This window comes from Desulfobacter sp., from assembly GCA_028768525.1.
In the GTDB taxonomy this organism is placed as follows: domain Bacteria; phylum Desulfobacterota; class Desulfobacteria; order Desulfobacterales; family Desulfobacteraceae; genus Desulfobacter.
Genome location: CP054837.1, coordinates 3674164 through 3698178, shown reverse-complemented (window position 1 = coordinate 3698178; position 24015 = coordinate 3674164). Strand labels below are relative to the sequence as shown.

At 54.8% G+C, this 24015-nt stretch carries 20 protein-coding genes; 17 read left to right on the top strand and 3 right to left on the bottom strand.

Features of this window, described 5'->3' with window-relative positions:
* Nucleotides 1–52 precede the first annotated feature (52 nt).
* From HUN04_16440 to HUN04_16430, 3 genes are all read left to right on the top strand, one after another.
* Nucleotides 53–649: a hypothetical protein gene (locus HUN04_16440; GenBank protein ID WDP91197.1), complete on the top strand. Its 597-nt coding sequence runs from the start codon at nucleotides 53–55 to the stop codon at nucleotides 647–649.
* A 1378-nt stretch (nucleotides 650–2027) separates the two neighbouring features.
* Nucleotides 2028–2534: a molybdopterin-guanine dinucleotide biosynthesis protein B gene (gene mobB / locus HUN04_16435; protein WDP91196.1), complete on the top strand. Its 507-nt coding sequence runs from the start codon at nucleotides 2028–2030 to the stop codon at nucleotides 2532–2534.
* Nucleotide 2535: 1 nt separating this feature from the next.
* Complete coding sequence (locus HUN04_16430) at nucleotides 2536–3408, top strand: hypothetical protein (GenBank protein ID WDP91195.1); 873 nt, start codon at nucleotides 2536–2538, stop codon at nucleotides 3406–3408.
* Here the strand turns inward: HUN04_16430 and HUN04_16425 are convergent.
* Nucleotides 3405–4256, bottom strand: coding sequence for a pantoate--beta-alanine ligase (locus HUN04_16425; GenBank protein ID WDP91194.1), 852 nt, complete (start codon nucleotides 4254–4256; stop codon nucleotides 3405–3407). The two genes, HUN04_16430 and HUN04_16425, sit on opposite strands and share 4 nt — an antisense overlap.
* A 4-nt stretch (nucleotides 4257–4260) precedes the next feature.
* Nucleotides 4261–5661: a response regulator gene (locus tag HUN04_16420; GenBank protein ID WDP91193.1), complete on the bottom strand. Its 1401-nt coding sequence runs from the start codon at nucleotides 5659–5661 to the stop codon at nucleotides 4261–4263.
* Between the two features lie 168 nt (nucleotides 5662–5829).
* Here HUN04_16420 and HUN04_16415 point away from each other — a divergent pair, with 168 nt between their 5' ends.
* The 9 genes from HUN04_16415 to HUN04_16375 all read left to right on the top strand — a co-directional run bounded on the left by HUN04_16415 (nucleotide 5830) and on the right by HUN04_16375 (nucleotide 15452).
* Nucleotides 5830–6414 carry an HDIG domain-containing protein gene (locus HUN04_16415; protein ID WDP91192.1) on the top strand — a complete coding sequence of 195 codons (585 nt, stop codon included), beginning with the start codon at nucleotides 5830–5832 and terminating at the stop codon, nucleotides 6412–6414.
* A gap of 204 nt (nucleotides 6415–6618) precedes the next feature.
* A complete protein-coding gene (locus HUN04_16410; GenBank protein ID WDP91191.1) occupies nucleotides 6619–7701 on the top strand; it encodes a GGDEF domain-containing protein in 1083 nt (360 codons plus the stop codon).
* Between the two features lie 246 nt (nucleotides 7702–7947).
* Nucleotides 7948–8577: a TetR/AcrR family transcriptional regulator gene (locus tag HUN04_16405; GenBank protein ID WDP91190.1), complete on the top strand. Its 630-nt coding sequence runs from the start codon at nucleotides 7948–7950 to the stop codon at nucleotides 8575–8577.
* A gap of 115 nt (nucleotides 8578–8692) precedes the next feature.
* Entirely contained in the window at nucleotides 8693–10258 is a 1566-nt protein-coding gene (locus tag HUN04_16400; protein WDP91189.1) for a hypothetical protein, read from the top strand.
* Between the two features lie 95 nt (nucleotides 10259–10353).
* Nucleotides 10354–11232: an ABC transporter permease gene (locus tag HUN04_16395; protein ID WDP93320.1), complete on the top strand. Its 879-nt coding sequence runs from the start codon at nucleotides 10354–10356 to the stop codon at nucleotides 11230–11232.
* A 13-nt stretch (nucleotides 11233–11245) separates the two neighbouring features.
* Nucleotides 11246–12139, top strand: coding sequence for an ABC transporter permease (locus HUN04_16390; GenBank protein WDP91188.1), 894 nt, complete (start codon nucleotides 11246–11248; stop codon nucleotides 12137–12139).
* A gap of 17 nt (nucleotides 12140–12156) precedes the next feature.
* Nucleotides 12157–13146, top strand: coding sequence for an ABC transporter ATP-binding protein (locus HUN04_16385; GenBank protein WDP93319.1), 990 nt, complete (start codon nucleotides 12157–12159; stop codon nucleotides 13144–13146).
* Nucleotides 13143–14099 (top strand): ATP-binding cassette domain-containing protein, encoded by a 957-nt coding sequence (locus HUN04_16380; GenBank protein WDP91187.1) that lies wholly within the window; start codon nucleotides 13143–13145, stop codon nucleotides 14097–14099. The genes HUN04_16385 and HUN04_16380 overlap by 4 nt, the downstream gene beginning before the upstream one ends.
* A 39-nt stretch (nucleotides 14100–14138) precedes the next feature.
* Nucleotides 14139–15452 carry a hypothetical protein gene (locus HUN04_16375; protein WDP91186.1) on the top strand — a complete coding sequence of 438 codons (1314 nt, stop codon included), beginning with the start codon at nucleotides 14139–14141 and terminating at the stop codon, nucleotides 15450–15452.
* A gap of 34 nt (nucleotides 15453–15486) precedes the next feature.
* Here HUN04_16375 and HUN04_16370 read toward each other — a convergent pair whose 3' ends face one another.
* On the bottom strand, nucleotides 15487–18270 hold the full coding sequence (locus HUN04_16370) for a DUF1638 domain-containing protein (protein ID WDP93318.1): 2784 nt from the start codon (nucleotides 18268–18270) through the stop codon (nucleotides 15487–15489).
* A 219-nt stretch (nucleotides 18271–18489) separates the two neighbouring features.
* Between HUN04_16370 and HUN04_16365 the strand changes: the two genes are divergently transcribed.
* From HUN04_16365 to HUN04_16345, 5 genes are all read left to right on the top strand, one after another.
* Nucleotides 18490–20178 carry a response regulator gene (locus HUN04_16365; protein WDP91185.1) on the top strand — a complete coding sequence of 563 codons (1689 nt, stop codon included), beginning with the start codon at nucleotides 18490–18492 and terminating at the stop codon, nucleotides 20176–20178.
* A gap of 35 nt (nucleotides 20179–20213) precedes the next feature.
* On the top strand, nucleotides 20214–20585 hold the full coding sequence (locus tag HUN04_16360) for a hypothetical protein (GenBank protein ID WDP91184.1): 372 nt from the start codon (nucleotides 20214–20216) through the stop codon (nucleotides 20583–20585).
* Between the two features lie 141 nt (nucleotides 20586–20726).
* Nucleotides 20727–22121: a HAMP domain-containing histidine kinase gene (locus HUN04_16355; protein WDP93317.1), complete on the top strand. Its 1395-nt coding sequence runs from the start codon at nucleotides 20727–20729 to the stop codon at nucleotides 22119–22121.
* Complete coding sequence (locus HUN04_16350) at nucleotides 22118–22594, top strand: hypothetical protein (protein ID WDP91183.1); 477 nt, start codon at nucleotides 22118–22120, stop codon at nucleotides 22592–22594. The genes HUN04_16355 and HUN04_16350 overlap by 4 nt, the downstream gene beginning before the upstream one ends.
* A complete protein-coding gene (locus HUN04_16345) occupies nucleotides 22591–23973 on the top strand; it encodes a sigma-54-dependent Fis family transcriptional regulator (protein ID WDP91182.1) in 1383 nt (460 codons plus the stop codon). Before HUN04_16350 ends, HUN04_16345 begins: the two co-directional genes overlap by 4 nt.
* The last annotated feature ends 42 nt before the right edge of the window (nucleotides 23974–24015 follow it).

Genomic DNA, 24015 nt, shown 5'->3' with positions numbered 1-24015 from the left:
AAAATGTTTTTGTTGAGATTTAATTTCAAAATGCACTGATTAGGAGCAAATCATGGAACATTTAATTGATGAAGAATTATTAAAAGGAGAAAAAATTTTATGGAAGGGAAGACCAAACCCTGATGTATTTTTTACATCATCAGATTTATTTCTTGTTCCATTTAGTTTGCTATGGGGTGGCTTTGCCATCTTCTGGGAAGCTAGTGTTATAGGGATTGGGGTATTATCAGGAAAAGCTGCTCCATCCGCCGCCATTATCCCTTTTGCGTTATTTGGTGTTCCATTTGTTATAGTAGGTCTCTATTTTATTTTCGGAAGATTTATATATAAAAAGAAAAAAAAGCTAAAAACAATCTATGCCGTTACTAATAAAAGAATTTTGACCATAACAAACATGTTCAGAAAAAACATTCAAGCTGAATATATAGATCGAATACCAACTATAAATATTTCTGAAAGAAGCGATGGAAATGGAACAATAAAATTTGGCAATTCTAATTTTATGACTGGAATGTACGATAATACAGGCATGGATTTTTTTTCAGGATTTTATGGGAAAAATACACTAACATTTTATGATATTGATAACGCAAAAGAGATTTATAAAAAGGTGAATGGTTTAAGAAATGAATTGAGTGATAAGGCATAGACAATGTCAATAAGGAGTGCTTTTGACAAATTCTCACCCCATCGCTGGACGGGACCGCGAGTAGCTCAGCCTTTTTCAAGTGCAGTAGCGCGGCCCGTAAGTCCAATCGTTAAAAATCAATTTAATACCGGAATATCTGAATTTTTTAGATTAAAAATTTTCGACTTATTTGTAACTAAGGGGCTCTATGCGTTTATGGTATAATAAAAAGCGATCAAAAAGTTTTTACTTTTTATCAATGCTTGCGATTATTCTCTCGGTGCTAACAGCGTACCCATTTCTTCCTCAACAGATCGTATCGAATTCTTTCAATTTAATGGGAAGCGGTGCCAATTCAACGAAACTGACATTTTTAATCGTTCAATTGGCCTTTTTATCTGCTTATACATTAATTGGTTATGGGTTCACTGACGTTTTTATCAGGGCTGTACCAGACGCCATTAATATCCCCAATAAGGAATACTGGCTCCACCCTTCAAGGATGAACGCCACGATTAATAAAACTTCGGCAATGGGCTACTGGATATTATTTTGTACAAATATATTGATCTGGATAATTTTATGCAGAATATACATCGAACTGATCGCCGGAGTTAAAATTTCAGCAACATTTTTTCCGATTCTAATCATCCTTTACCTCTTCGTAATAGCAGTATTTCTTATAAAGACCCATAAGGATTTTAAGCGGCAAGTCGAACATTAAAGAGCACATTACGACATGGGTATCCTGCTTTGTCAGGGAAATTCCAAAGCACCTGATACCGCTCTCCGGGGTATTCGTTCCTCTGTGCCGAATCAGGGCATGCTTTATACATGGCCTTTTGGGTTAAGGCACAATTATCAAGACTGCCGCTGAGGCCCGGATGGGGTGGCCGTGCCATCAGATTGCAATTTTATAGCGGCTCTTAATGCAGCGGAGTTAAAAAATCACTTTTGTCTGAGGACGAAGGACGAGTTTAAGGGATTTTTACGGAGCAAGTTTAGAGCCGCTTAAAATTGATCAATCAGGCCGGGCACCCCATTCGGGCCGGTGGTCATTCTGCCTCTCAGAAAAACCATTGACACCGGTTCCCCATTGGGATAATCTTGAAATTCAAGCACGTTAGGTTGACGGTATCCGGGTCCGCGACTTTGCTGAGCCGGAGGGTTCGAGTCCCTGTGCGGCGTTCGAAACAGTGAAACACCTTCGGGTGGAAATTGATCTTTTTGATCGCAAATTATATGCAAGGCAGTCAATGGCTTGCTTTTTTACAGAAAACGGGCAATTCAAGCCCGTTTTCTGTTTTCAGCCCCGGTTGGATCAAGTGCTCACCGGCTTGACTTTAAGGAAGAGCAATCCTATCTTTAACTACTTTATTAACCATAAACGATAAAACAAATGACCCCTCAGATAGTATTAATCGTCGGCAAATCCAACTCAGGCAAGACCACCCTGGTTGAAAAACTGATCCGGGAACTCACCGCCCGGGGCCTCTCCATTGGATCGGTGAAACACGCCCATGACAATTTTGATTTTGATAAGGAGGGCAAGGACTCCTGGCGGCATAAAAAAGCCGGCGCAGACGCCACCCTCGTGGTCACGGACACCCGGGTGGCCCTGGTCAAAAACGATGAACGCTCCCATATCCAGAAAATCCGCGCCTATTTAAAGGATGCAGATCTCATCATCGGCGAAGGTTTTAAAACCCTGGCCCTGCCCAAAATAGAAATCTTCCGTACCGCCGGTCCCCACAAGGCCCCCCTCTGCCTGGAAGACCCCGACCTCATTGCCTTTGTGACGGATTCCGATGTCCGGCCCGATGTACCGGTGTTCGGTCCGGAGGATATAAGGGCCCTGGCGGATTTCATCGAATCCTCCCCCCTTCTTTCCGGGGAGGTAAACTAAAATGAGGGTAAGGCCCCTGATCCGGCTGGTCTTTATTATTCTGGTCTGTGGATTCTCCCTGGCCGCCGGGACAGCACCGGCAGGCGCCGCCGGTTCCCATTGCATCAGGGAATTTGACACCGGAGCCGTCAACTGGAGTACGGGAAAGGTTCTGGTCACGGGAAAGGCTGCCCCCGAGGCCGGGCCAGATGGGGAGCCCGTGGCCATGCCCGGCTCGGCCAGGGCACATGCCATCCGGAACATCATCGCCATCCTCAAGCAGATCCCCATCACCCCGGATTTGAGTGTGGGGGAATACGCCTCCTCCCACGACGTAATCCTGGCGGGCATTGAAAAGACCGCCCAGGACGCCGCCATTACCCGCCAGATTTATACCTCAGCCATGGATGTGGAAGTCCGAATGGAGGCACCTGTCTTCGGCGGTTTCCTCCAGCTGGTATTGCCGGACCACATCCGGCAGATTCCGAAAATCAGCGAGCAGAAGCCCAAACCCGGAAAACCACTGCCGGATGCCACGCCCCCGTCCAACCGGATTCTTTATTCCGGCCTCATTGTGGATGCCAGGGGCCTGGGCTTTGAGCCCATTCTCTACCCCACAATTGTTGGAGAGCAGGGAAGGGAAGTCTATTCCTCCCTGTTTGTGAGCAGGGAATTCGCCGTCCAGTATGGAGTGGTCACCTATTCATGCGAGATGTCCACGGCGCTCTCCTTCCGCAGGATCGGGTCCAACCCCCTGGTGTTCAAGGCATTGCGCCGGGGCGGAGACAAAACAGGGGCGCTTGTGGTGAGCCTGGCCGATGCCAAAGCCCTGGAAAAAGCCACGGAACGGCATCGGTTCTTAAAAGAATGCCGTGTGGTGATAGTACTGGATTAATCCGGCGGGTCAATCAGGGCATTGTCCAGCAGCCGGGATTTTCCCACCTGGACGGCCATGGCCAGCACCGTCTGCCGGTCGATGGATGCCATGGGTTCAAGGGTGACGGGATCGCAGAATTCAATGTAGTCCACCCGGGTATGGTCAAAGCCGTGGATATAGTCAGCCATTTCACCGGCAACCTCAGCGGCAGAACGGGCCCCACCTGCAATTTTTTCCTTGGCCAGGGCCACGGCCTTTGAAAGACAGAGGGCTGTCTTCCGCTGTTCCGGTGTCAAATAGGCGTTTCTGGAACTCATGGCCAGGCCGTCGTCCTCTCTGACGATCTCCCCGCCGATGATCTCAATATCGAAATCCAGATCCTGAACCAATTGCTTGATGATCTGCAGCTGCTGGTAATCTTTTTTGCCGAATACAGCCACATCGGGCATGACAATGTTGAACAATTTGGTAACCACTGTGGCCACCCCGCTGAAATGGACGGGCCGGGATTTGCCGCAAAGGTAATTGGGCAGGTGGTCCAGGGCCACCCGGGTCTGGTAATTTTCCCCGTACATCTCATCTGTTTTAGGCAGGAAGACTGCGGTGGTGCCTGCGGCCTCTGCCAATTTCAAATCATTTTCAATATTACTGGGATAGGCGTCCAGGTCTTCATTGGGGCCGAACTGGGTGGGATTGACAAAAATGCTTAAGACCAGCTCATCACACAGGGGTTTTCCCTTTTCCAGCAGGGAGATGTGGCCCCGGTGGAGATACCCCATGGTGGGGACAAAACTGATGGTCCTGCCCCGGCGTTTCATTTCCTTTGACCATGCCTGCATCTCCGCTTTTGTTTTTAAAATTTCCATCGGCTTAACCCTGTCCCTTCCTTTCCAGTTCTTCTTTAACGGCAATGCCCATGTCTAATATGGTATAGGGCTTTTTGACAAAGCTTCCCGCCCCCATTGCCTGGGCCTTTAATACATCTTCTGACATGGAATGTCCACTGGCAAGAATGGCCCTCTGGTCCGGATAGATTTCCCTGATCCGCTTAAAGGTTTCAAGGCCGGAAATGTCCGGTGACATGATCATGTCCAGCACCAGCAGGTCCACTGAATTGGTTTTAACAAATTCCACCGCAGCTTCCCCGTCCGCCACGGTGAAAACCTGGTAGCCCAGTTTCTTGAGAATGGATGCAGCGATTTTCCGCTGGCTGGCCAGGTCATCCACCACCAGCAGGGTTTCCCCCCTGCCCCGGATCTCATCCAGGGAGGCCCCATTATCCTTTTTGGGCAGCTCCGCCCGGATGGCTGGAAAATACAGCTCAAACCGGGTGCCGTCATGGTCCGAATCCACCCGGATGGCCCCGTTGTGGTCCTGCACCGCATTCTGCACCACGGTGAGGCCCAGGCCGGTGCCGCTCTTCCCCATTTCCTTCTGGGTGTAGAAGGGGTCAAAAATCTTATCCAGGCAGTCTTCGGGGATGCCGGATCCGTTGTCAAAGACGCGCAGCACCACCGATTCGCCCCTTGGCAGATCGGCAAAAAGATTTGGGTCCTCCCCTTCATCCACATAAAAATTAGCCGTGGACAGGGAGACCTTTCCGCCCTCCCGGGCCGCCGTTTCCTCCACGGCATTGAGCATGAGATTCATTACCGCCTTTTCAATATGGATATAGGACCCGCTGATATTGAGAAGCTCCGGCTCTGTTTCCACCTCGATCTCCACCCCGGGATAGGTCTTGGTGATCTTATGGAATTCCGCCGCCCTCATATATCGTTCAATCACGGTATTGATGTTGAGAATCTGCTTGTCCGCCCGGCTTCCCCTGGATATGGTCAGCAGGTCGCTGACAACGGAAGAGGCCTTCCGGCCCGAATCCTTTATCATCTGAATCCCCTGGCGGACACCGGGATCCAGGTTGGCATCCATGAGCAGGACTTCGGGGTAGGTGGCGATACCCGACAGAATATTGTTCAGATCATGGGCCACGCTTCCGGCGAGCAGGCCCAGGTTTTTCAATTTCTCGGAGCCGGCAAGTTTGTCTTTTAATTCCTTTTGGGCAGCCTTTTCCCTTTCCAGTGCCAGGGCCATCTCGCCGCGCTCCCGTTCCAGCCGCCCCCTTGCCCCCCTCTCTTCATTTCCCTCTTCATTTACCTCTTTAGCCAGCCGGGCCAGCCGGAAGAGAAAAAAACCGTTCAGCGCCAGGAAGGGATAAAGGACAATCAGAAAGGTTGACTGGGGGATAAAGGGGCATGCCATCCCGAAAGCCATCACTGCGCCTGCCCATATTTTAGCCAATGCCCCCAACTTTGCCGCCGCTGTGTTTGTCTCCGTCTTTCCAGTCCCGTTCAATTCGCGCCCCATTGACTTTAAGGTGGTTAAAGGTTATTTGATTGTACGCTAAACCCTGTAAATTGCAATACTATGGGAGTATATGAGATGAGTGCCTACACACCGACCCGGGAAGACGCCTTTGAACTGCTTAAAAAATACAACTCAAAACAGGGACTGATCCGACACGCCCTGACCGTGGAATCGGTGATGGGCCATTTTGCCCGGCTATCCGGGGAAGAGGCAGAGGCGGACAAGTGGGAAATCATCGGTCTGGTGCACGACCTGGACTATGAGATGTATCCGGACCAGCACTGCGTCAAATGCGTGGAGCTTTTCCGGGAACATAACTGGCCCGAGGAGTATATCCGGGCCGTTGTCAGCCACGGCTGGGGCATCTGCTCTGATGTCAAGCCTGAGACCCGCCTGGAAAAAACGCTCTATGCCATTGACGAACTCACCGGCCTTGTGGCCAGTGCCGCCCTGGTCAGGCCCTCCAAAAGCATCCTGGATATCAAGGCCAAATCCGTAAAAAAGAAATTCAAGGACAAACGCTTTGCCGCGGCCGTGGACAGGAGCGTCATCCTAAAAGGGGCAGAATTCCTGGACATGGAGCTCACCGAACTGATCACTGAAACCATCATGGGCATGAGGCCTGCGGCCGAGGCCATCGGACTGAAGGGAACCCTCTGACCCCCGTCCGCCACACCTGTCAAAACCCTGACATCCCCCCGTGGGAAAGGACTGCAGTTTTTTCCCCTTTCCCCGGGCCGCCCATCGGCACCCAATGCCACAACCGCCTGTATTCTATAGACATATAGACATAACACACCCATTGGCACACCCTTTGCTTCATTTCCTTTTCGGAAGTTAACAGCGTTTTGAGAAGGAAAGCCAATGAAAAAGACCATAAACAAATTCAGCCGGAACCTGTCAGGCGTTCTCAGCCTTGTGTTTACCTCTTCAATCCGCCGGGCGGATGCCTACAACAAGCTGAGCCGGCACATTGTTGCCCTGAACCGGAAATCCAGCGCCCAGGGGATCATCAATGAGGTGGCCGACTGCCTCAAGGAGATCCTGGACTACCGGCTGTTTGCCTTTGTGGTCAAAAAAGAGGCCGGCCTGGATGTATGGCTGGATCCCAGGATGTATAAATCATCCATCGAAGAAATCCTGATCAGGGATTTTAACATGGGCAATGCCGATGATATCCGCTACCTGAACCATGAATTTGAAAAGGGAGAACTCCAGGAAAAATTCAGCCTGGACACCCTGGTTCACTATGACCTGAAAGAGGAAAATTGTTCCGCCCGCCTCTATATGATGCCCCAAAAAGGGCTCACCCCCTTCCACGACGAAGTGGTCCGCCTCATCCTCCAGGGATGCGCCGCCGCCCTGTCCAAACAGATCGAGATCGAGGCCCTCAACGATGCAGCCGCCATAGACCCCTTAACCGGCTGCTACAACCGCCGTGCCTTTGAAAGACAACTGCTGAGCCAGTCCGCCGGGGCCCTGCGCCATAAACGGCCCCTTTCCGTGTTCATGTTCGACCTGGACCACTTTAAACGGGTTAACGACACCTACGGCCACCTGGGTGGGGACGAAGTATTGAAAAAGGTCTCCCGCATGGTAAGGGAAAATATCAGAAAAGAAGACCTCCTGGCCAAGTACGGGGGAGAGGAATTTATTGCGATCCTGCCTGAAACCGATAAAAACAGGGCCATGGAACTGGCGGACCGCATCAGAGCCAAAATTGCGGCCATGTCCATCCCGTTTAACGGCTCAGACATCCATGTGACGGCCAGTTTCGGGGTGGCGGAGCTATCCCCCAACACCGACATCACCCGGATCATTGAAGATGCAGACGCCATGCTCTACAAGGCAAAACTCAACGGCAGGAACACGGTGATGCCCGGACTGATCAAGGTCTGCGAACCGGAAGCCCCCCTTTCCGGCCTGATGGACTGTGTGTTAACCTAGGTCTTTGAACGCCCCCCGGAATGCATCAGGGCAACTCCTTGTCCGTATTCCGGGGGCCATTGTCCATCCCAACCGGCAGCTCATAATCCGCCGTATACCGGTACGGCGCCCTTTCGTTTAACCAACCATCCGCATCAGCCTGCCTCCCAGAACAAATTTTTACCGTAACCCTCTTGACTGACAAGAAAAATAGTTATATAGACTATCTATTATAGACCCTCTATTCAAAAACCATCAGGGAATTCTATGCCGAAAAAGACCCATTTAACACGCAATGACTTTCTTGAAGCCGCGCTTGATATGGTAAAAGAAAATGGTTGGAAAAAGCTGTCCATAACAGCCTTGGCCAAACATATGGGGTGCTCCACCATGCCTGTGTATTCCAATTTTGAAAACCTGGAGACACTTAAAGACGCGGTGATCCAAAAAGCATGGGAACGGGTCAACACCTATGAGTCAAAGCAATATACCGGTGACGCCTGGATTGACCAGGCCATCGGATATGTCTGCTTTGCAAGGGACAACAGCCGGCTTTTCGCGTGTATGCTGGACGGACGAAACCCCGCGTTGGAGCGCAGGATGATGCAGGAACACTGGGACTTTCTCACCACCCGTCTCAGCGGATACCAGGGCTTTATAGGGCTCAGCCCGGGACAGCGCAGGCTGATCCGTTACTCAAGGGCGATTTTCGTCCAGGGCGTGGCCACAACGGTAAGCAAGGGCGTCGGAAAATTGTTAACGGATAATGAATCCATTGAAACATACCTGACGGTCAGCAGCCGGGCCATATTGAAAGGGTATCAAAACGCCTATGACAACCGTGACGACGATATTTCGTTCCTGGATGAACATTTTCAACCCTTAGGAAAACTATAGTTCAGGCAATTTTATAACCATTGTTGGCGCGCCTGCTTTTAACATCAAAGGGAAGAGGTCATTACAGGCTTCCGGGGCCCTAGTGCACCCATGATTCCCCATAGGAGAGGTTCGCATGGATAATTACAAGACCAAAGCTGCCAGGGTAGGACGTGTAAAATTTTATTGCATCCTTTTCGGCCTGTTGTTTTGGGCCTGCATTCAGGCCGGGTTACAGCCCCAGCCGGCAAAGGCGGCCGGGGCCAGTCACGGCGGTACATTGACCTTCGGGTCGGAAAACGATTTCCGCGGGTTTGATCCGCTGAAGATCAATGCCTTGAGCATCTGCGGCGCCATTGCCAACAGCACCATACATGAACGGCTGTTTGACACGGACCCAGAGGGGAATCTGGTCCCTGTGCTCGCCCTTTCCGCCACCGCGTCAAAAGACGGAAAGACATGGACCATTGCCCTGCGGCAGGGGGTATCGTTCCATGACGGGACGCCCTTTAACGCGGATGCGGTGGTATACAACTGGTCCCGGCTCCTGAATCCGGAAAACAAATTCAGGGGCCGCGCCTCAATCGCCCCGGTCCTCTCGGTGGAAAAAAAGGACGCCTTTACCGTCCAATTCAAACTGTCCCATATCTGGCTGCCATTTCCCAAGATCCTGACAGATACGCGGGCATTGTACAGCTATGTCATGTCTCCCAAGGCCCTTGAAGAGGATACCCAGTCCAGGGCGCCCGTGGGAACCGGGCCGTTCAGTTTTAAAGAATGGAAATCAGGAGACCGGTTTGTCGTAAAGAAAAACCCGCACTACTGGCAAAAAAGCAAACCCTATCTTGATCAAATCCTGTTCAAGGTTGTCCCGGACCACCAAACCCGGTTCGCAAGCCTGGAATCCGGACAGATTGACGTAATTTTCATGGATCGCGGGCATATTATTGAACAAGCCCGGAAAAATCCTTCCCTGGTCCATTTTCAGGGAGATGCCAGCGGGGCGGAAACCGCTTTAATCAACACCACAAAACCGCCTTTGGATGATCCCCGTGTCCGCAGGGCCATTGCCCATGCATGGGACCAGGCCGTATACGTACAGATGAGTTACAAAAATTCCATTCCCCTGGCGCACCACCCCTTTGGGAAAGAAATATCGTGCGGGGATGCGGGCTACAGACCCCATGACCTTGAAAAGGCGAAATCACTGATCAAAGAATATGGGAAACCGGTTGAAATCGAATGCATCCACACCAATACAAAACGCGGCCGGGAATTTGGCCTGATGCTCCAGCAGTTCTGCAAAAGCATCGGCGTCACCGTCAAAACAAAGGGGATGGATATCTCTCCCATTGTCAAGCGTGTCTTCTCAAAAAATTACAATATATCATCCTGGCGCATTCCGCCCATGACGGATTTCGGCCCCTATCTTCATAAATATTTTTATTCGGCAAGCCGCATCAATGCCGCCGGCTATGACAATCCCAAAATGGATGAACTGCTCATGGCCCAGCAGACGGAAACCGACACCCAACGCCGCAAAAAGATTCTATGCCATATCGCAGAACAGCTCAACGCGGATGCCCCCCTGCTCTACCGCGGCGGACGCAGGATGCATATCATTGCAAACCAGGCCATCAAGGGGATACCGGAGATCCGCGACGGTGTCATTGATATATCCAATGCCTGGATTGAAAAATAAAAGGACACGGTTTGAAAACCACCGTCACCACCACCGTTAAAAAACTCATCCGCCTTTTGGGGGTTATTCTGGCGGTTACGGCCATCACATTTGTCATGGTGGACGCTCTGCCGGCAGATGTGGCCTATGAGATCGCCGGAGAAGAGGCCACACCGGAAGATATTCAGGCGATCCGGGAAGAACTCGGCCTGGACAGGCCTGTCATCCTCCGGTATGGCGGCTGGCTTGCGGATCTTGCCAGGGGAAACCTGGGGAAATCCTTCCGCACCCAGGAACCGGTGCTGGACGCCCTGTTGTCCAGGCTGCCCGTCACCCTGGAACTCATGGTGCTGTCTCAGCTGGCGGCCCTGGTCCTTGCCGTTCCTTTGGGGATACTCTGCGCCTGTAAGCCCGGAACAGCGATGGACAATGCCCTGGGTTCCGCTGCCTTTGCCATGATATCCATTCCGGTGTTCGTCATGGGCCTTGTCCTGATCTATATTTTTGCCGTCAAACTGCAATGGCTGCCGGCCACCGGATACACCCCCATATCCGACGGCATAGGGGCCAATCTCAGGTCCTTTGTCCTTCCGTCACTGTGCATTGCCATGGTGGAATGGGTGCCCTTTATGCGGGTGCTGAGAAGCGACATGATCGCCACACTCCAGGAGGATTTTGTCCTCATGGCAAAATCCAAGGGGCTGCCGGCATTCCATATCCTTTTCAGACACGCGCTCCGGCCCTCATCCCTGACCCTGGTAACCCTTTTGGGCATCCACATCGGGCACCTGATCGGGGGAGCAGTGGTCGTTGAGATCATCTTTGCCCTGCCCGGTATCGGCCGGCTCTTAGTCAGTTCCATTTTCAGCCGGGATTTTGCCATGGTCCAGGGATGCATCCTTTTTATCAGCGTCGGCTATGTGAGTGTCAATTTCCTGGTTGACCATTTATATACCATACTTGATCCCCGCATCCGGCTGTCAGGGGCAAGGTGAGAATGGGGGACGGTTGAAACCGGATCAACAAATAAAATTCATTATGGGCGGCCCCGCACCCAATTGGGGAAATTTAGGGGTTGGGTTCTGGCTGTCCATGATGTGGATCGCCCTTGTGGTGTTCTGCGCCCTTTTCGCGGATCTGCTGCCCTTGCAGGAATACGATGCCATGGACTGGATGAACCCGGCCGTCCCGCCGGGGGCTGAAGGTCGAATTCAATCCGGCCCCTTTGTCTACCTTTTCGGAAGCGACACCATGGGCAGGGATATCTTCACCCGGATCATATTCGGGGCCCGGGTCTCTCTCCTTGTGGGGGTCATACCGCCGGTCATCGGCCTTGCGGCCGGCGGGAGCCTCGGGATGCTGGCGGGATATTACCGGGGGCGTCTGGACACCTGTATCATGGCGGCCATGGATACCATTCTGGCCTTTCCCGGACTGGTCCTGATCCTTGCCATTACATTTTACCTGGGACAAAACCTGGCCAATATTATTGCGGCCCTGGGATTTTTAACCATCCCCTCTTTTTCAAGGGTGGCCAGGGCAAACACCCTGACCATGTCCCGGCGGGATTTTATCCGGGCATCACGGATGATCGGGCAGGGGGACCTTTATATCCTCATCCGGGATATCCTGCCGAACATCCTTCCGTCCCTGGCCGTTTATGCACTGTTCGTGGCCTCATACATGATTGTCGCGGAAGGCACCTTAAGCTTTCTGGGGTTAAGTGTCCCCGCCCCCGTTCCCAGCTGGGGCGGGATGATTGCCGAGGGCAAAGAGGTACTTGGCAATGCCGGCCACATCAGTTTTTTCCCGGCCATGGCAATGTTTCTGACGGTGCTTTCGCTGAACCTGGCGGGGGATGCACTCAGGGGGCTCTTTGATTCAAAGGGCGGGCAATTATGATCGGCCGGACTGAAGACCTGCCAACGCCCCTTTTATCCGTACGGGAACTGGTCACGACCATTGCAACGGTTCACGGAACGGTACAGGCGGTCGACCATGTTTCCTTTAACCTGCACAGGGGGAAAAGCCTTGGCATTGTGGGTGAATCCGGAAGCGGAAAAAGTATCCTGGCCAGGAGTATCTTACACCTGCTGCCGAAAACCGCATACGTCTCCGAAAAATCCAAAATTCTTTTTGACGGCCAGGACTTGAACAAGCGTGGCGCTCCCCGCCTGAACAGGGTCAGGGGACGCAGGATTGCCATGGTCTTCCAGGACCCCATGTCCTCTTTGAATCCGGTGATGACCATCGGTTATCAGATCGCCGAATCCCTGATCCATCATCTGGGAATGAAAAAAAACAGGGCCCGGGACCGTTCCGTGGCACTGCTGGATTCCGTTGGAATTCCCAACCCCGGGCAACGGATCCGCCAATACCCCCACCAGCTTTCAGGGGGCATGCGCCAGCGGGTGGCCATCGCCATTGCCCTGGCCTGCGATCCCCAGTTGCTGATTGCGGACGAGCCCACAACGGCCCTTGATGTGACGGTCCAGTCGGAAATACTGGATCTTCTGGGCCGAAGGCAGGCTGAAAATCAAATGTCAATGATCCTTATCACCCATGACCTCGGCGTGGTGGCCGGCAGAACCGATGATATTGCGGTCATGTACGCCGGCCGGTTTGTTGAACAGGCCCCGGCCCGGGAATTGTTTTCATCCATGCGCATGCCTTACACCCAAGCCCTGATGAATTCCATTCCGCCCCTTGAAACCCCTCCGCACACACCGATGAATTCCATTGAAGGCCAGTCCCCGGATCTCCGGAACCTGCCCGGGGGGTGCAGCTTTGCCCCCCGCTGCCCCCGGGCACAAAACCGGTGCACCCGGCAGGCCCCGCCCTTATCATCCGGCAGCCGGAAGGGCCATCTGTTTGCCTGCTGGTATCCGGTACGCGGGGCAGCACAATGACACGGGCCTTACTCCAGGTAAAGGGACTGACCGTCACATTCAGGCACGACGGCCGGAAAAGGATCCAGGCGGTTTCAGATGCCAGTTTTGACATTGCCGCAGGGGAGGCCCTGGGGCTGGTCGGTGAATCCGGGTGCGGCAAATCCACCATTGCCCGGGCGGTTATGCAGCTTCCCAGGCCGGCCTCAGGCCGCATCCTGTTTAACGGAGAGGATCTGGCCCGGGCGGACAAAAAACGGTTACAAGAGTTGCGGCCCCGGTTTCAGATGATATTCCAGGATTCTGTTTCATCGCTGAATCCCCGGCGGACGATCATGGACACCCTGACCGCCCCCCTCAAGGTCATTGGCGTAAAACACCCTGGTGAAAGAGAACGCCGCGTCCGGCAAATGCTGCTCTCCGTCGGCCTTGATACGGGGACAGCGCATCTCCGCCCCTTCCAGTGTTCCGGGGGGCAGTGCCAGCGCATCCAGATCGCCAGAGCCCTGATGGCAGATCCGGAACTTCTGGTATGCGACGAACCGGTTTCCTCCCTTGATGTGTCGATCCAGGCACAGATCATAAACCTGCTGGAAACCTTGAGAAAGGAGCGCGGGCTAACCATTCTGTTCATATCCCATGATCTTGCCGTGGTAAAGAATATCTGCGACAGGATTTTGGTGATGTATCTCGGCAAATTCTGCGAGGAGGCCCCGTCTGAAAAATTGTACCAACGCCACTTCCATCCCTATACTCGGGCCTTGTTCAGCGCCATTCCAACCCCCGACCCAAACCATTTGCCGGCTGGGCAGAACATGCTGACAGGCGAAACGCCCTCCCCCGCTGATCCGCCTTCCGGGTGCAGGTTCCGTACCCGGTGCCCCAGGGCGGAACCCCTGTGTGCCCAAAGGGCGCCGGTATTCCGTGAAATAGAACCCGGACACCGCCTGGCCTGCCATTTCCCAATCCTGTGAACGCCGGCTTCAGGATAAACACAAAAGCTGGAGGTAAAAATGGAAGCTCCCAAAGAGACATCTTTTGATATGCTGGCGGAAAAATTTCTGGGGACAGGATTTCCCCGGCATTTGGCCGGAGCCGTTTCCCTGTCTGAACTGCCGCCTGAGGCCCGGGGGGCAATCCTGCGCCTCCTGGATCTGATGAGGCGGTCCGGATATTCCATCACCCAGTTCAATCCCCTTCTCATCCGCTGGCTGTCCGCAACGCTCCCAAGCATCCTGCCAGGGGCCTGGGGCGGACATATCCCGCCGATCACCACACCGGGGCGCCACAGAAAACTTGACGACTATATCGCCGCCCAAAATTTCCCCGCCGGTAAGGGGCAGAATATTTTCATGGATATCGGATGCGGCTTTCCGCCGGTGACAACAATCGAAACGGCGTACAGGTTCCCGGACTGGCAAATCTATGGCGTGGACCGTTCATTTGCAGACTACGTCGTGTACGACACCGAGGGGCAATACGCTTGTTTCGACCGGGCGGGAAAATTTCTTTACGTTCACCCCTCAATGGCGGTCGCCGGAAAGGCCTTATACGCGGACACCAAACGCATACAGAATCGATTCAGCCAGCTTTTCAGAACGCTTTTTCCGCAGTTGCGGAATGGTGATCCCCTCTCTTCTGAACGGGTTGAAGCCCATGGAAACACGCTCATACGCAATCACATCATGGATTTCGAGACAGATAACCTGAAATTCATAAAATCAGATCTAATGGCATTAACGCCCATGACCGCCAAGGTCTTCCGGTGTATGAATCTTTTCCTTTATTTCAGCCCGGATGTGAGAAAAAAAATGCTGTACCACATCAAAGGCCATTTAGAGAACAGGGGACTGCTGATCATCGGAACCAACAGCTTTGGCATACAGGACAGGTATATGGTGTATGAAAAAAACAGGGACCGCCTGGTGCTCCGCGAATTCGCTTTCAGTCTGGATAATCTTGGCCATATAGCCATCATGCCCTGGTTCTCCATCCATGACAACGATCCTGAAACCCTTCTGCTGGCTGAACTATTGGGCACCCTCCGTTCCTCTCCCTCCTTCTGGCCGCGTTTCAGCGCGGATCTGGACCAATTGCTGGAATACCACGGCTGCTGCAAGCGCAAACCCGACGGTTTTTTACAATTTCCCCAAAAAGAGATGCCGCCCAACCGGTTCCTGGAAAAGAACGCCCTGCTGTGGCGGGAGATGCGAAAAAAAGGGTATACCCAAGGGGGAGTGGAGGCCCTTGAAAAGGCCGGGTATGACGCATGGGTAAACCCGGTGGGTGATATTGCCGTACGGCCTTCTGCCGGATTTTTTTCCTGAAAGGGAAACCACCCCCGTCACTTTTTGCAATGAATCAGCGCCCCCCTTGATCAACAGCTAAAACCTCTGCCACCGGCTGTTTCACCACCCGGTCGGGCCGGCCGGTGAGGGTGCCCTGGATGATTCTGCCCATGAAGACCGGATCACCCGAAGCGGTTTTGGGAATCCGGTCATGGGTTTCCAGAACCACCCGGGTGCAGGAGGTGCCGGCCTGCAGGGCCAGCGCCCTTACCATCCGGACCAATTCTTCCCGGGCAAATTCGTCTGCCGCCTCAAAGTCCTTGAACCGCCGGTTGTCCCGTATCCCTTCAATGACAAACCCGCCGGCCCCCGGAATAATTGAAAGCTGCCGTCTGACCATCACTTCCGAGGTCACGGCGCCGATGGCGTTGGCCACATCCGCATCCCCGGGCAAGACGGCCTCAGCCCCCAGGGGGGCCGCCGCCCCGGGCAGAAAATACTGGATGGGGGCGCCGATTCCGATGACCGGCCGTTTCAGCTCCAGGGCCACCCGGTACTGGGCATTCCCCCCGGCCATCAGGTTGTCCAACAGGGTCCGGCAGACCGGGCAGTCTTCCATGGCATCGGGTTCGATCTCCTCATCCAGCTGCCGTTTGAGTAACTCCAGCGAAAGCATCCGGGTGGCCTGGTCCATCAGCCCCGATACCATTTCCCCCACCTCCTTTCCCGAGAGAAAGGCGAAGAATCCGGCATATTCCCCGGCGTATTCCCTGTCCCACCGCCCGAACTGCCCTGTAATGTGCAGCAAATCCGTTGGGGTCAGGCCGCAGCGCTGGATCATAAAATTTTCCTCCAGCCGGTCCAGGGGCAGACTGTGTTCGGAAAGGACACCGGTGGCAGCGGCCAGCTCGTCAATGGCCATGGGGCGTTCCTGCAGGCGGGCCAGAATTTTTTCTTCCAGGGGCGTTGGGGAAAAATCCTTGACCGCCCCGGTAAAGACCAGCACCTGCATCTTCCGGGTGGAAGCCGTATACCGGTTCAGGTTCCGTCCCATATAGTCCATGGTCGCCCGGGCCTGGGGAAAGTTCGCCCCCAGCCAGGCCATGGGCGCCACCCGCCGGGGGCCGATCAGAAACGCCCCTTTTTCAAACAGGATGAGACTGTCGCCGCCCAGGCCGCAGGTCCTTATGTCCAGGGCCTTTACATGGGTGCGGTGGCCGCCCACATTGGAACCGTTCTGGTTGAGCCGGACCTGGTTGTCCGTGAGTCCGGCCGTGTCCGTGGTGGTGCCGCCCATATCCACCACCAAAGCGTCGGTGATGCCGGTGAGGTGGCGGGCGCCGGCCACACTGGCGGCAGGGCCCGACAAAATGGTCTCCACGGGCCGTTCCTTGGCCATCTCCGCCCCCATGAGGGTGCCGTCCCCCTTCACCACCACGATGGGGGAATGGATGGCGCAATCGGCCAAAACAGTTTCAAGATCCTTGAGCAGGCTGGCCAGCCTCGGGATGATCCGGGCGTTGAGCATGGCGGTGACGGCCCGGGTTTTGAAATTCAAACTGTCCGAAAGCTCATGGCCGCAGCTCACAAAGCAGCCGGTCTCCGCCTCAATAACGGCCTTCACCTCAAGTTCCTGGGCCGGATTGATGGAGCCGGCATAGCCGGAAACGGCAAAGGCGGTCACCCCCTGGCTTCGGACCATTTTCCCGGCAACGGCCGCCACCTGGGCCCGGTCGACGGGCACCCGCTCCGCCCCTGAAATATCCAGTTCCCCCTGGACCACGGCTTTGGGATCATGGGGGATCTCCTCGCCGGCCCCCGCCGGCGGCATGAGAATCATCCCCACCTTCTGCCCCTCGTTTTCCACAATGGCATTGGTGGCCAAAGTGGTGGAAAGGGCGGTCAGTTCCACCTGTTCCAGAAGATCCCGGTCCAGCTTCGCCAGGGCCCGGGAAATGCCGAGGGTAAAATCCCATTTGGTGGTCAACGACTTGGCCTTGCACAGGGTCGCCCCCTCCTCCAGATCATAAATCACGGCATCGGTATAGGTGCCCCCGGCATCAATGCCCAGGCCCAGCCTGACATAGGGGGCATCTTCCGGTGCCTCCCCGTCCACCACGACCACCTCTTTTTCCTTGAGTTCCACGCCCCCCTGCTTCCACAGGGGCCTGGCCGATAAAGTGGCGGTGATGGCATCAAATCCGATCACATGGTCCGGCGGCACAAAAAGGATCTGGCCGTCGGTCCGGTCCGCCGTCATCATTTTGCCGATCAGGGCGTGGCTGCCCTGGATTTTTTCGTAGGCCCAGCCGTAGGCGCGGGCCATCTCCCTGGCCTGTTTCTCATATTTTGAGGCCTGCCCGGCCCCTGTTTCGATGTAAGCGGCCCGCTGGTAATTTTTCTGCCAGGAATTGAAAAACGCAAAAGTGGTGTCGGCAGTCTCTTTGCCGTGGGAATTTAAAAGATCGTCATAAACCACCTTTTCCGATCCCATCCAGACCCGCTGCCGGCGCTGGGACATGGGCTCTGTATTTTCCTGGCACCAGCCCGCGGACAGATAGTAGGTGCCGGGGAATTTCTGAAACTGGTCCTTATATGCCCGGTCACCGCCCAGGAACAGAGCGATGCAATCATGAACCTTGGGTATCACCAGGGGAATCTGCCTGGCCCTGACCCCGATGGTGCCCTTGCCGCAGACCCCGTATCCGATGATAATCCGGTCCCCGTCCCCTTTGGCCGATATGTCGTCAATGGCCTTCTGGAGCTTTTCTTTCAGCAGTCTGGGATTGTTGTGCAGCCCGGCCTCAAGAAATTTGAACTCAAGGTCCATTCCCCGTTCGCGGGCATGGGATTTCATATCAACGGCCAATACGGCGCAGGCAATGACATAGGTCTTTGGATTCACCTTATCCCCCTGGGGTTGTCTGTTTTGATCTGATCTAAAATACACTCCCGCAATCCTCTGTCAACAAAAAGAAATTTTATCAATTGGGAGTTGATTTACCCCGCGCCTTAGACGTATACTTCAATAGATTCAAAAATCAGCCCCGCTTCACAACCATGAGGGGAGCAGGTTATGAGCCATAATCCAAGCCACGACGAACTGATGCATCGTATTGCCCGCCTGGAGCAACAGGTCCAGGAGAGGGATGCCTACATCCAGTCACTGAAACCGGGCAGGGATGGCAATGGCCAACCGGGCCGGGCCAAGCCCCAGGCAGAAAGCGATATACGCTTCCGGGAAATCATCGAAGATGTCGAAGAAATCTCCATCCAGGGCTATGACGAACACCGGCGGGTCATCTTCTGGAACCAGGCCAGTGAAAAGCTGTACGGGTATACCGAAGCCGAGGCCCTGGGCAGGCAGCTCGAGGACCTCATCATCCCGGATCCCATGCGGGAAGGGGTGATAGAACTCCACGGGCAGTGGCTGGAGCGGGGGATAAAAATACCAGCCGGCGAATTGGTGCTCAGGCATAAATCCGGAGCGGATGTGCCGGTATTCTCATCCCATGTGATGCTGACAACCACCTCGGGGAGGGAAATGTTCTGCATTGACGTGGACCTGACCCCGGTAAAAGAAGCGGAAAAGGAAAAGGAAACGCTTCGGGACCAGCTCCAGCAGGCCCAGAAAATGGAGGCCATCGGCACCCTGGCCGGTGGCATCGCCCACGATTTCAACAATATCCTCTTTTCCATCGGCGGCGTGGCGGAACTGCTTTTGGACGACCTGGTCCCGGGCAGCCCCGAATACGATACCATTGAGGAAATCATTTCCGCAGTTCAGCGGGGCAGCGGCCTGGTCAAGCAAATTCTTTCCTTCAGCCGGCGGTCAAAACGGAAAAAACAGCCGGTATTCTTTCCGGCCATCCTCAAGGAGGTGACCAAACTCTGCCGCTCCACCATCCCTTCACAAATAGAGCTGACCGCCGACATTTCCAACCGGGCCGGACACATCATGGCGGACCCGGTCCAGCTCCACCAGGTGACCATGAACTTAATCACCAATGCCTACCAGGCCATTGGGACCAACAGCGGCAAAATATCCGTCCGCCTTGAACAGGTGAAAATCCAACCCAGCGACCACCCCTTTTTTTCCCTTCCCCCGGGGGCATACGCCTGCCTGGCGGTTTCGGATACGGGCAGTGGAATTTCCCCCGATATTATGGACAAAATTTTCGATCCCTATTTTACCACCAAACCCAACGGCAAGGGCACGGGAATGGGCCTGGCAACGGTTTACGGCATTGTCAGGGAACACGGCGGGGATATCAGGGTCAACAGCCGGCCCGGGCATGAGACCTGTTTTAAAGTCTATCTTCCCCAGACGGATGCGGTCCCTGATCCAGCACCATCCCCCCCTGCCCCCGAAAAAAAGGCCCGCCACAGGGGCAGCGAGCGCATCCTGCTGGTGGATGACGACCCCGCCATCACCGTCATTGAAAGACGGCTGCTCTCCCGGCTGGGCTACCGGGTCACCGACCGGGTCTCCAGCCCGGATGCCCTCTCCCTCTTTAAATCAGATCCCCATGGCTTCGACCTGCTCATCACAGACATGGCCATGCCTGAGATGACCGGTGCCGACCTGGCCGAGGCGGTTCTGGCCCTGCGCCCGGACCTGCCTGTCATCATCTGCACCGGCTTTTCCGATCCCCCGGAACGGGGCCGGGCAGAGGCCCTGGGGGTGAAAGGATTCCTTCTCAAGCCCGTGGAAGGGGCCAAGCTGGCCAGAATGGTCCGGCGGGTTCTGGACAATGAGGGTTGACTTCTCCCCCCATCACTTCTATCATACCGCCCTGTATGAAACAGAAACCAACCCGATATGAGATCAATCAGAAAATCAAGCGGATACTTGTCAGCCACGGCGCAGATCTTCGACAGCTCACCTATTCCTTTTCCGGCAAGACCGCCTGGTTCTCAGGACAATTGCTGAAAATCAACGGGCAGGAAATGGCAAATGAAGAGGTGGAGAACCTGGGAAAAGCACTCGGGGCCATGCCCGAAATCCTGTACATGAACTTTGAACTGGAAAACTGGGTCATCTCTTCGGGCACCGGCGCCCTGAGCGTTGCCAGGAAAAACGCTCCCGCCGCCACATCCGTCCGTGAAAGAAAGCCGCTGGTAATCACCACCGACGAAACCGTTGAAGAGGTATTAAAAGAGACGCTGTAACCTGAATACCAGGTGCAGGCCTATCCAAGGGACAGCTCTACCATGAGACTTGGCATTTCAAAAAAGCTCTTTATCTTCTTTTCCCTGTTTATCCTGATCTTCTACGGCACCGTGTTCGGCCTTTCCATAAAAGTCAGGGAAATGTCCGCCACCTCCGCCAGGATTGTGGGCCTGAACAACCGTATTGCGGCCCTGTCCAAAAATATCCTGGATAACCTGGTGGAAATGGATGTCAATGAGAAAAAATTCAGGCTGCTGAAAAAAGAGTTGTATTTTGAAGGATTTGAAGCGGCCCGCCGGGCCTATGAGCGGGACCTGAACCGGATTCTCGGCCTGGTTTCCCGGGAGGGCCAAGCCTCCGGCCCCTGGCAGCATATCAGCAGCACCTATCAACCGTTTACCCGGTTCCATGCCAAAACCGCACTCATGGATGACGCCGGGCAGTGGACAGATGACGGCCTGGTATCCCGGTGGATTGACCAGATCAGCCAAGCCAGACAGGCCAACGAGGCAGAGATTGAGCAGGCCCTTATCCGCATCAACACCCAGAGCCGTCAGATCGTTAAAAACGGCATCATCGGATTCGGCATCTCCATTCTCGCCGGCCTGGCCGGCATCATTTTTATCTCCCGCTCCATGATCTCTCCCTTGAACAAACTCAAGGCCGGGCTGAAACAGGTTTCCCGGGACAACTACTCCCACCAGATCCACATCGCCTCCAACGACGAATTTGAGGAACTGGCAGGCGCATTTAACGACATGAGCCGCCAGCTCAAGGCGGATGAGGATATCCGGTCGGACTTCATCGCCAGCCTCAGCCATGAGATCCGAACCCCCCTGTCCTCCATCCGGGAGTCGGTGAACATGATTGTCGAAGAGGTACTGGGACCGGTGAACAAAAAACAGAAAAAATTTTTGAAAATCGCCTCCAGGGAAATCACCCGGATCACCTCACTTTTGAACCACCTTCTGGACACCTCGGTGTTGGGGGCGGAACCCAGGCAGCCCGCCCCCATTGACCCTGACGCCCTGGTAAAGGAAGCGGTGCATGCCCTCGGGCCGGCCGCAGAACTGAGGGGGGTGGCGCTGTCCTACGCCCCGGCGGATTTTATGACACAGTCCCGGCAGGATCCCATGTCAAAGGATGGGGCCCTGCCGGGGCCGCCCCTGCGTATACTGGGTGAAAAAAAGGAAATCATCCGGGTCCTGCTGAACCTCATCGGCAATGCCCTGAAATTCGCCCCGGAACACGGCAGGGTGGCGGTGGCCCTGGGTCCGGACCGGGATGACGGTTTCCTGGCATTTACCGTATCCGACGACGGGCCGGGCATCCCGCCGGAAAAACAGGGGCTGATCTTTAAAAAATACTACAGGGCCGAGGAAACCCGGAAAAATCTGGACGGGGTGGGCCTGGGACTGAATATCGCCCGCCACATCATCCGGGACCACGGCGGGAGAATCTCTGTAAAAAACAATCCGGACAAGGGGTGCACCTTCACCTTTACCCTGCCGGTGTACAAAGGAAATACCCAATGAACCGCCACACCAGAAAAAAGAGGTCATGGCGCCGACGGGCAGCCGTTCTCATACTTTTATTTTTTGCAGCAACCACGGCCGGATGCCGCCACCTCAAGGGCCCCCTCTCACCGGGCCGCGCCCAGGAGACCAGCGAAGTGTCGGCGGTATACGCCCTGGCCTGCACCGGCATGGCCACTGCCAAAAATGCGGAGGAGTTTGCCGCCGCCCTCTCTGCCATGGACCGGCGCGCGGGCCTGGACTTCAGCGACGAAAATCCCGTTCCACTGATACGCGCCCTGCGCCACGGCAGCGCCCTCATGGAAAAGGCGGACAAAAAGGCCGATAAAAGCGCCCAAAAGAGCCAGGCCAGGCAGCACCAGCTGAAACAGAAGATCAAAGCCCTGGAAAAGGAGGTGGCCACCCTGAAACACCAGATCACCGTGCTGGAAAACATCGACCAGGAACGCCGGGAAAAAAGGAAAACCCAATGAAGCGCCAGGCAAAGATACTGATTGTGGATGATGATGCCAGCATTCTTGATGTACTGGAGGCCAGGCTGGAGGCGGCCGGCTTTGAGGTATTCAAGGCAGGTAATGCGGCCGGGGCCGCCAGAATCCTCAAAAGCCGGGCCGTGGACCTCATGGTTTCGGATGTAAAAATGCCCAGGAAAAGCGGAACTGACCTGTTCAGGGAGATCCGGGAAGGGGAATTCCAGGAAATCCGGGCCGACCTGCCCGTCATCTTCCTTACGGCCTACGGCACCATTCCCGATGCCGTGGATGCCATCAAGCTGGGGGCGGCAGACTATATTTCCAAACCCTTTGACGGCCGGGAACTGATCGCCAAGATCAATGAAATACTGTCCTCAAAAACCGGAGGGCCCAAGCCCCGTACAAACGGCCGGGGCACCCCCGGCAGCGGGACCGATGAATTTATCTGGGGAAAGAGCCCGGCCATGGCCGCCCTCTATCCCGTCATCCAAAAGGTGGCCGATACTCCGGTTAATGTGCTGATCCTGGGGGAAAGCGGCGTGGGTAAGGAACGCATCGCCGCCCTGATCCACAGACTCAGCAACCGGGACAGCCGGCCTTATGTGGTGGTGGACTGCGGGTCCACCCCGCCCGGCACCCTGGAAAGCGAATTGTTCGGCCACCTCAAAGGGGCATTCACCCATGCGGTTAAGGACAAGAAGGGCCTGATCGAGACCGCGGACAAAGGCACATTGTTCCTGGATGAAATCGGAAATATCTCCCATGACATGCAGTGCCGGCTGCTGCGCTTCCTGGAAGAGGGAAAAATTCGCCAGGTGGGCGCCGTGGCGGAAAAAGCAGTGGACGCCCGGGTCATCGCCGCGACAAATGCCGACCTGGGAGAGGCCATTGAGGCCGGCACCTTCCGCCAGGACCTCTATTACCGGCTCAAGGGCATCACCCTGACCGTCCCCGCCCTGAGGGAGCGTAGCGAAGATATTCCCGAACTGGCGACATTTTTCGCGGATAAATATGTCCGTTCCCAGGGGCTTGATCCGGTGCGGATTTCAACGGCGGCCATGGAAGTGCTCAGATCTCATCCCTGGCCGGGCAATATCAGGGAAATGAAAAACTGCATCGAGGCCGGGGCCATCCTCTGCCGGAACAGCACCATACGGCCCCAGGACCTACAGCTTGAACCCGTCCGGGAAACCGCCGAGGACCGATCCCTGGGCCAGCGGGGATTCTCCATTGAAGAGAGTGAAAAAAACACCATTATCCGGGCCCTGAAAGAGACCCGGGGGGTTCAGAAGACGGCGGCCGACCTGCTCAACATCAGCAAGCGGGCCATCCATTATAAAATCAAGAAATACGGCATCAGGCCGGCTGAATACAAATAATTTTAAATTGTGCCGGCGCATCAGCCGATAGCTAAGAAATGA

Coding starts and splice junctions, on each gene's coding strand:
- HUN04_16425 (WDP91194.1), bottom strand. CDS start 4,256: ATGGAAATTTTAAAAACAAAAGCGGAGATGCAGGCATGGTCAAAGGAA.
- HUN04_16415 (WDP91192.1), top strand. CDS start 5,830: ATGAGTGCCTACACACCGACCCGGGAAGACGCCTTTGAACTGCTTAAA.
- HUN04_16400 (WDP91189.1), top strand. CDS start 8,693: ATGGATAATTACAAGACCAAAGCTGCCAGGGTAGGACGTGTAAAATTT.
- HUN04_16410 (WDP91191.1), top strand. CDS start 6,619: ATGAAAAAGACCATAAACAAATTCAGCCGGAACCTGTCAGGCGTTCTC.
- HUN04_16355 (WDP93317.1), top strand. CDS start 20,727: ATGTCCGCCACCTCCGCCAGGATTGTGGGCCTGAACAACCGTATTGCG.
- HUN04_16395 (WDP93320.1), top strand. CDS start 10,354: ATGGTGGACGCTCTGCCGGCAGATGTGGCCTATGAGATCGCCGGAGAA.
- HUN04_16405 (WDP91190.1), top strand. CDS start 7,948: ATGCCGAAAAAGACCCATTTAACACGCAATGACTTTCTTGAAGCCGCG.
- HUN04_16365 (WDP91185.1), top strand. CDS start 18,490: ATGAGCCATAATCCAAGCCACGACGAACTGATGCATCGTATTGCCCGC.
- HUN04_16360 (WDP91184.1), top strand. CDS start 20,214: ATGAAACAGAAACCAACCCGATATGAGATCAATCAGAAAATCAAGCGG.
- HUN04_16440 (WDP91197.1), top strand. CDS start 53: ATGGAACATTTAATTGATGAAGAATTATTAAAAGGAGAAAAAATTTTA.
- HUN04_16370 (WDP93318.1), bottom strand. CDS start 18,270: ATGAAATCCCATGCCCGCGAACGGGGAATGGACCTTGAGTTCAAATTT.
- HUN04_16430 (WDP91195.1), top strand. CDS start 2,536: ATGAGGGTAAGGCCCCTGATCCGGCTGGTCTTTATTATTCTGGTCTGT.
- HUN04_16375 (WDP91186.1), top strand. CDS start 14,139: ATGGAAGCTCCCAAAGAGACATCTTTTGATATGCTGGCGGAAAAATTT.
- HUN04_16350 (WDP91183.1), top strand. CDS start 22,118: ATGAACCGCCACACCAGAAAAAAGAGGTCATGGCGCCGACGGGCAGCC.
- HUN04_16420 (WDP91193.1), bottom strand. CDS start 5,661: ATGGCTTTCGGGATGGCATGCCCCTTTATCCCCCAGTCAACCTTTCTG.
- HUN04_16380 (WDP91187.1), top strand. CDS start 13,143: ATGACACGGGCCTTACTCCAGGTAAAGGGACTGACCGTCACATTCAGG.
- mobB (WDP91196.1), top strand. CDS start 2,028: ATGACCCCTCAGATAGTATTAATCGTCGGCAAATCCAACTCAGGCAAG.
- HUN04_16345 (WDP91182.1), top strand. CDS start 22,591: ATGAAGCGCCAGGCAAAGATACTGATTGTGGATGATGATGCCAGCATT.